The organism is Methylosinus sp. R-45379, from assembly GCF_001644125.1.
Classification (GTDB): domain Bacteria; phylum Pseudomonadota; class Alphaproteobacteria; order Rhizobiales; family Beijerinckiaceae; genus Methylosinus.
The window spans coordinates 1-7,413 of the sequence record NZ_LUUM01000315.1; the positions used below are offsets into that span (position 1 = coordinate 1).

A 7,413-nucleotide genomic window follows, 5' to 3' on the forward strand; every position below is an offset into this window, starting at 1 on the left:
AGGCCGGCGAGCTGCGTGGTGCTCCAGGCCTGGACTTCCGTCGATGAGAGGCCGGCGAAAGCCGTCGCCGACAGGGCGCCGATCTGCGAGGCGCTGAGGCCTTCCGCCTGAGTGGTGGAGAGATTGCCGGCCGCGGCGCCGTCGAGTCCGGCGATCTGGGAGGTGGTCAGATTGGCGAGATTGACCGCGATGAGATCGTCGGTGCTCAGCGCATTGAGCTGCGAGGTGGTGAGGCCGCGCACCTGCGTCTGGCTCAGCGAAGTAATCTGCGTCGTCGAAAGATTGCTGATCGCCGTGGTGGTGAGCTTGCCGATTTGCGTGGAGGTGAGCGCGCCGATCTGTGTGGCGTCCCATCCCTCCAGCTCGGTCGAGGTGAGCGCGCCGATCTGCGAGGAGGTGAGCGCCGCGACCTGAGTGGCGGTGAATTCGTCGGCTTGCGTCGTCGTCAAATTGCCGATCTGCGCGAGCGAGAGGCCGGCGATGGCGTTGGCCGAGAGCGCTGCGATCTGCGTCTGCGCGAAAGATTGGAGATCGGTCGAGTTGAGCGCGTTGAGCTGCGTCGATTTGAGCGCCGCCGCCTGCGTGGTGCTGAGCGCCGCTATGTCCGTTGTCGTCAGATTGGATATGATCGTCGTGGTGAGCCCGGCAACCTGAGTGGCGGTGAGAGAGGTGAAGATCGAGGTCATCGGGCGCTCCGCTTCCAATGAAGCTGTTTACGAAGAAACGAAAGTTTGACGGCGTGACGGTTCTCGGCCCGAGCGCGCTCGGTCCGCATCGGGCGTGAGCGTAGGACGCAGCGAGGACGCGCGAGCGATCGCTCCGGCGCGAGGGGCCGGCGGCTGTGCCTTGGTCACGAAGGTTTTTGGAGAACACCGTCGCGCTTGGCCGTGCCTCCAGCGGAGTCCTGCGAGCCGGAATGGGCTCGCGAGTTCCTGGCCGGGCCGGCGGCGGACAGATCATCTGTCCTGTTCGGCGCGAATACGAAGCGATCCCTTATCGGAGGCTTCGCGGTTTTGAAGATCGCATGGAGGTCTTAATAAACATCTAAATGAAAGAGCTAACGAATTCCTATGATTTCGGTTCGAGGATTCGTGTCCGAGGGAGCCGTCCGCGAAGCGGCGTCGCCATGCTCGCGCAGCGGCGGGCTCACGCGTTTGCGCGGAGTTCTCTCTCGTCCAGCGCCACCGATTTCACCAGCGCATAGACTTGCGCGCCGACGCTCAGATTCATCTCGGCGACCGATAGCCGCGTCGTCGCCGAGATGAGCCGATCGCCGCCTTCGAGCTCGAGCCGCACGAAGGCGAGCGGACTCGCGTCCTCGTCGATCGCGACGATGCGGCCGAGAAGCACGGTGCGTATGCTGGTGTTCTCCGGCTTGCGGTAGGCGAGCGCCACATCGGTGGCGTTGATGAGCGCGCGCACCTTCCGGTCGCCGTTGACGATATGCGCCGCGACGACGATCTCGCCCGAGGGATGCGCGAGCCGCGTCACGCCATAACGCGCGTCAAAGGCGCCGACATGCGCCACCAGCGCGCTGACCACCGAGAAGCGGCCGCCTTCCGTATATCGGCTCGCGGCGGCGAGCGTCTCCGAGGGCAGGCCCTGCGCGACAATGCCGCCGCGCTCGAGCGAGATCACCTCGTCGGCGAGGCGCAATATCTCGTCGGCCGCGTGAGACACGAGCAGGATCGGAATCGAGAATTCGTCGCGCAGCCGCTCGATCAGCGTCATGATCTCCTGGCGCCGGTCATAGTCGAGCGAGGCCATGGGCTCGTCCATCACCAATAGGCGCGGCGAGCAGAGCAGGGCGCGGGCGAGGCCGACGCGCTGCCGCTCGCCGCCCGAGAGCGCGCCGGCGCGGCGGCGCAGCAGATGCGCGACGCCGAGCGTCTCGACCACGGCCTCGAATGGCACGCGGCGCTCCGCCTTGGGCGTGAAGAAGCGGCCGAACAGAATATTCGTCTTTACGTCGAAATGCGGAAACAGCAGCGCATCCTGAAACACGAGGCCGATTCGGCGCTTCTCCGGCGGCACGAAGAGACGCTGCGCCGTATCGACGAGAAGCGCGCCATTGACGACGATATGGCCCTCGTCCGGCGCCGCGAGGCCGGCGACGAGATGGGCGAGCGTCGTCTTGCCGGAGCCGGACGGCCCATGCAGCGCGAGGATGCGGGCCTTGGAGGTGAAGGCGGCGGCGAGAGTGAAATCGCCCCGGCGCAATTTTATATCGACGCCGATCATTTGCCGGCTCGCGTCGCATCGGCGCGCTTTTGCAAAATCTCCGAGACGACGAGGGCGGCCACGGCGATCGTCGCCGATACGGCGGCGAGCCGCAGCGCGTCGGCGTCGCCGTCCGGCGTCTGGGTGAAGCTGTAGATGGCGGAGGGAATCGTCTGCGTCTCGCCGGGAATATTGGAGACGAAGGTGATGGTGGCGCCGAACTCGCCGAGCGCCTTGGCGAAGCCGAGAATCGAGCCGACGATGACGCCGGGCGCCGCTAGAGGCAGCGTCACCAGGAAGAAGGTCCACAGCGGATCTGCGCCCAGCGAGCGTGAGGCGAGCGCCAGCCGCTCGTCGATGCTCTCGAAGGAGAGACGAATCGGGCGGATCATCAGCGGAAAGCTCATCACGGCGGCGGCCAGCGCCGCGCCGGTCCAGCGAAAGGCGAAGACAATGCCGAAATATTCCGCGAGAAAGTGGCCGAGCGGCGTCTTGCGGCCGAGCAGCAGCAGCAGGGCGAAGCCGGTGACGACCGGCGGCATGACCAGCGGCAGATGAATGAAGGCGTTCAGCGCCGCATGGCCGGGAAAGCGCCAGCGCGCCAGAGCATAGGCGACGAAGACTGCGAGCGGCAGGGAGAACGCCGTGGCCGTCCCCGCGACCTTCAGGCTGAGGACGATCGCCGTCAGCTCCTGCGGGGAGAACTGGAGGGAAGGCGCAAAATCCGAGAGGTTCATGCTCTGAGGATTTACGCCTTCACTCCCGCTACGTCGAGCGCTTATATAGCGCCGTTGATCCAGCGCAGCAATTCGCCCTTGGGCGCGGCGCCCACCTTCTGCGAGGCGGCCTTGCCGTCCTTGAAGATGATGAGAGTCGGGATGGAGCGAATGCCCAGCATGCCGGCGACATTGGGATTCTCGTCGACGTTGAGCTTGACGATCTTGAGCTTGTCCTTGAGCTCGGTGGCGATCTCCTCGAGCGCCGGCGCAATGGTGCGGCAGGGGCCGCACCATTCGGCCCAGAAATCCACGACGACCGGCTGGTCGGATTTCAGAACCTCGGCTTCGAAGCTCGCATCGGAGACTTTGACGGTCACGGCAGACATGGCTTTCCTTTCGAATTGAAACTTTTCCGAAAGAGTAGGAACCGCGCGGCGCCGCGTCAAGCCGAGGTCGACCCTGGCCGGGCGGCGCCCGGCCGATCCGGCCCGCCCGGCGCCGGACCGTTGACAGAGGCGGCGCCGAGCTGGTCTATGCGGCTGCGCCGCCGCATTCGATCCCAGGAGGTTCGGCCTGTCGCTCGCTCAGATACCGCCCATCGCCTATGTCGCTCCCTTTGAGCGGGCCTGGCACCATAGGGAGCTCATCCGCGCCGTGGTGCGGCGGGAGCTCACCTCCAGATTCCGCGGCTCCGTGCTCGGGCCGCTCTGGGCCGTGCTCGCCCCGCTGATCATGCTGCTCACCTATACCGTTTTGTTTTCTATAACGGTTCCGCAATTGTCCGCGGGCATGAGCACCAGCGATTACGCGGCCGGCATCTTCATCGGGCTCATCGTCTTCAATTTGTTCAGCGAGCTCGCCTATCGCGGGCCGGGCCTGCTGCACGAGCATGTGACCTTCGTGAAGAAGTCGATCTTTCCCAGCGAGACCATCGCCTGGGTGGCGACGATTCGCGCCTTCGTCTATGGCGGCATCAGCCTCGGCGTCTATGTGGTCTTCCGCCTGCTGACGGCCGGCGAATTGCCGATGACGATTTTTTTCGCGCCGCTGCTGATTCTGCCCTTCGCCTGCTTCATGCTCGGCGTGGTGTGGTTTTTGATGGCGCTCGGCGCCTTCACCCGCGATGTGGCGCATATCATGGTGTCGGTCGTGCCGGTGCTGATGTTCGCGACGCCGATCTTCTATCGGCTCGATCAGATGCCCTCGCATATCTCGATCTGGCTGCGCCTCAATCTCGTCGGCGACTATATAGAGATGCTGCGCGGCGTGGCGCTCGACGGCGTGCTGCCCAATCCCATCGCTTATGTCGCGCTGTCGCTGGTGTCTTACGGGATATTCCTGTTCGGCTATCAGTTCTTCATGCGCTACAAATCGGTCATCGTCGATGTCATCTGAACCCATCATCCGCTGCGACGGCGTCGGCAAGGCGTTCCAGCTCTATCTGCACCGCAACGACCAGCTGAAGCAGATCCTGTTCGGCCTGTGGAAGAAGTTCTATCAGGAGCATTGGGTGCTCCACGACATAGGCTTCGAGGTCGGCAAGGGCGAGAAGGTCGGCATTATCGGCCGCAATGGCGCGGGCAAGACGACGCTGCTGCAAATTCTCTGCGGCATCACGCGGCCGACGCGCGGCTCCTTCGAGGTGAAGGGCCGCGTGGCGCCGATTCTGGCGCTGGGCTCGGGCTTCGACGGCCTGCTCACCGGACGCGAGAACGCCATGATCGGCGGCGCGATCCTCGGCCTCAAGCGCAAGGAGGTGGAGAAGCGCCTGCCGGCCATCGCCGAATTCGCCGATATCGGGCCTTTCTTCGATCAGCCAATGCGGCTCTATTCCAGCGGCATGGTGGCGCGCGTCGCTTTCGCCATCTGCGCCAACGCCGACGCCGATATTCTCATCGTCGATGAGGCGCTGTCGGTCGGCGACGAGGTGTTCCAGGCCAAATGCGAGGCCTTCATCGCCGATTTCGCCAAGACCGGGACCATTTTGATGGTCTCGCACGATCTGCGCTTCCTCGGCGATCTCTGCGACCGCGTGATCTGGATCGACGAGGGCGCGGTGCGCGAGACCGGCGCGCCGGATGTCGTCATTCCCCATTATCGCGAGGTCGTGCTCGCCGCCGCGTGATGTCGTCATTGCAAGCGAAGCGAAGCAATCCAGGAGTCGAGGGCGGCCCCTGGATCGCCGCGTCGCTTCGCTCCTCGCGATGACGAAGGTTGGTCAGGCCGCGAGGGTCTGCGGCTCCGCGGCGATGGTCTCGAAGGCCGAGAGCTTGCGCATCGGGCTGGTGTTTCTGTTGCGCCGGTAGATCAGCAGGATCGACACGCCGATCTCGAGCGCCGCCGCTCCCGCCAGAAGAAAGGCGAAGCGCGCATCGGCGCGCAGCAGCGATTCGAGCGCCACCAGAAAGAAAATATGCGTCGCCGGAATGGCGATGATGACCAGCGAACTCATGCCGCCGCGTCGCCCGGTGACGCTGCCGAAGGTCAAGACCAGCGCCATGGCGAGCAGCGTATGCGCGATGGCGAGCGAAGGCACGCCGAAGCGCTTGGCCGCCTCCGCCATCCATTCGCCGGCCTGGCGGCGGTCGAGCTTGGCGGTTTGCCAATTGGCGATGAATTCCGGCAGAGTCAGCTCATAGACGCCGCGCCAATTGCGCGGCGGCAGCGATTCGCTACCCTGCATCGGCAGCGCCATCGCATATTCGTCGAAATTGGCGATGCGGACCTCGTCCGTGTCGAAGGGCTTGGTTTGAATGCTGCCGTTGGACAGCGCCACCACGACGCCGGAGGGCTGGCGGCGGAACTCTGCACGCGCCGCGGTGATCGTCTCCTCCTGGCGCTTCTCGATGGAAATCTGCCGCACGAAGAGATTGACGGCGACGTCCGGCGACTCCCAGCGCTGGAGATAGAGAGTCTTCACGCCATTGTCGAAAGTGTAGAAATGCGCCGCGTCCAGCATGCGGTGATTGAGCGAGTTGCGCACCACATTGATGACGTCTTGCAAGCCGCTGGCGTAATAGGGCGCCATGAGATTGGCGAGCCCATAGCCGAAGACGACCAGCGCGCCGGCGCAGACGATCGCCGGCCGGCAGATGGACCATACGGACAGCCGCAGCGCATAGAGCACGGCGATCATGCCCTCATTGGACATGCGTGCGAATTCGAGCGCCGTGGCGACGCCTATGGCCATGGGCAGAGTGATGAAGCCGACTGTCGGCATGGTGCCGACCAGCGCCGGGGCCAGCAGGCCGGCGCGAATCGCCGCCGGGGTCAGCGTGTAGAGCAGATAGGAGAGCACGACCGGCACGATGAGCGCGAGCTGGACGACGAGCGTGCTGAACAGGATGCGCCGTGCGAGATAGAGGAAAAGTAGGCGAGGCATGTGTCCTGTTCCGTGCGACGAAATCGACCCGTCCCGGAGGGAGGGCCGCCGCCGCACGGCAGTCTCATAGCGGAATTCGGCCTATTTGCGAAATTTCGCCCAGGAGGCTTTGGAAAACTCCTTCCACGAGGCGTCGAAAACGCCCGTCGAGGGGAGGGCGGTCGCCCCAGCCCAATGGCAGAAGTAGATTTCCTTGCCGTCTGGATCGAGCGGCTTGCCCTCGGAAAAGGTGATTCCGGGCGCCTGATAGAAGCTCTCATGCGAGGCGCGCTCGACGCAATGCGGCAAAAGCGTGATGGCGAGCCCGCGCCGATGCGTCACGAAATTCACCAGAGGCTGGGCGAAGAGCTGCCCGCGCTTGCGCACCTCGTGGAAGAGCTTGGCGTCCTCGCGCATCGTCTCGATGAAATGGTCGAGCTTCAAATATTGGTTGGACGTGACCCAAAAGCCGTCGTTGAACAGCAGCGCGTCGCGCAGGAAGGGGTAATTGGCCTTCTTCTCGTTATAGACATATTCGAAGCTCGGCGAGGCGACGATGAATTCCGTCTTCTTGGCCTCGAGCCGGCCGAAAATGGGCGAGAAATCGCGATAGAGCACCACATCGACATCGACATAGGCGACCTCGTCGAGCGGCAGGGCGAGGGCCTGCAGCTTGCGCAGCCGGCGGCGATTGCCGTTGAACGGGCCGGGATAGAGCTCGGCGGCGAGTCTGTCGATCGCCTCGGGAACCTCCTCGATGAAATGCGCGCCGTATATGTCCGCCGCGCGCCGCGTCTGCGCGACATTCTCGTCATAGGGGACGAGATAGAGCGGCAGATGCGCGTTGGTCTGCGCATAGCTCTCGAGGAAGGGGAGCAGCCAGTCGATGATCTTGTCATTGCCGACGATGGCGATCCCATAACGCTTGCCGGCCGCGGCCCCGCTCTGATCGGGGGCGGCGCGTGGCAGGGAAAAATCTGGATTTGCGGGTCGAAGGCTCATATACCCCGTCTACTTGGAAACGCCGCCGCAGGGCAAGCGGGGCGGGCCGATACGGGGACGCGCAGGAAGAGGCGTTTCCACCTCCCCCTTCGAGGGGGAGGTCGAGCGCCG

Annotated in this window: 7 protein-coding genes and 1 pseudogene; 2 read left to right on the forward strand and 6 right to left on the reverse strand. The window is 64.3% G+C overall.

Annotated elements, in window-relative coordinates; translation table 11 throughout:
- From A1351_RS23295 to trxA, 4 genes and pseudogenes are all read right to left on the reverse strand, one after another.
- A pseudogene (locus A1351_RS23295) lies at positions 1-686 on the reverse strand (hypothetical protein); the annotation flags it as partial.
- Between the two features lie 460 nt (positions 687-1,146).
- Entirely contained in the window at positions 1,147-2,241 is a 1,095-nt protein-coding gene (gene modC / locus A1351_RS23300) for a molybdenum ABC transporter ATP-binding protein (RefSeq protein ID WP_026598099.1), read from the reverse strand.
- Positions 2,238-2,957: a molybdate ABC transporter permease subunit gene (gene modB, locus A1351_RS23305; RefSeq protein ID WP_064034064.1), complete on the reverse strand. Its 720-nt coding sequence runs from the start codon at positions 2,955-2,957 to the stop codon at positions 2,238-2,240. Before modB ends, modC begins: the two co-directional genes overlap by 4 nt.
- A 41-nt stretch (positions 2,958-2,998) precedes the next feature.
- A complete protein-coding gene (trxA, locus tag A1351_RS23310; protein ID WP_024879349.1) occupies positions 2,999-3,325 on the reverse strand; it encodes a thioredoxin in 327 nt (108 codons plus the stop codon).
- Positions 3,326-3,536: 211 nt separating this feature from the next.
- Here trxA and A1351_RS23315 point away from each other — a divergent pair, with 211 nt between their 5' ends.
- Both A1351_RS23315 and A1351_RS23320 read left to right on the forward strand, forming a co-directional pair.
- Positions 3,537-4,334, forward strand: coding sequence for an ABC transporter permease (locus tag A1351_RS23315; protein ID WP_198022791.1), 798 nt, complete (start codon positions 3,537-3,539; stop codon positions 4,332-4,334).
- Positions 4,324-5,064 carry an ABC transporter ATP-binding protein gene (locus A1351_RS23320; RefSeq protein WP_024879351.1) on the forward strand — a complete coding sequence of 247 codons (741 nt, stop codon included), beginning with the start codon at positions 4,324-4,326 and terminating at the stop codon, positions 5,062-5,064. Before A1351_RS23315 ends, A1351_RS23320 begins: the two co-directional genes overlap by 11 nt.
- A gap of 93 nt (positions 5,065-5,157) precedes the next feature.
- On the opposite strand, the gene A1351_RS23325 is transcribed toward A1351_RS23320, so the two are convergent.
- Together A1351_RS23325 and A1351_RS23330 are read right to left on the reverse strand one after the other, a co-directional pair.
- Positions 5,158-6,321 carry an LptF/LptG family permease gene (locus A1351_RS23325; RefSeq protein WP_024879352.1) on the reverse strand — a complete coding sequence of 388 codons (1,164 nt, stop codon included), beginning with the start codon at positions 6,319-6,321 and terminating at the stop codon, positions 5,158-5,160.
- A gap of 81 nt (positions 6,322-6,402) precedes the next feature.
- Positions 6,403-7,302: a hypothetical protein gene (locus A1351_RS23330; protein ID WP_024879353.1), complete on the reverse strand. Its 900-nt coding sequence runs from the start codon at positions 7,300-7,302 to the stop codon at positions 6,403-6,405.
- Positions 7,303-7,413: the final 111 nt, after the last annotated feature.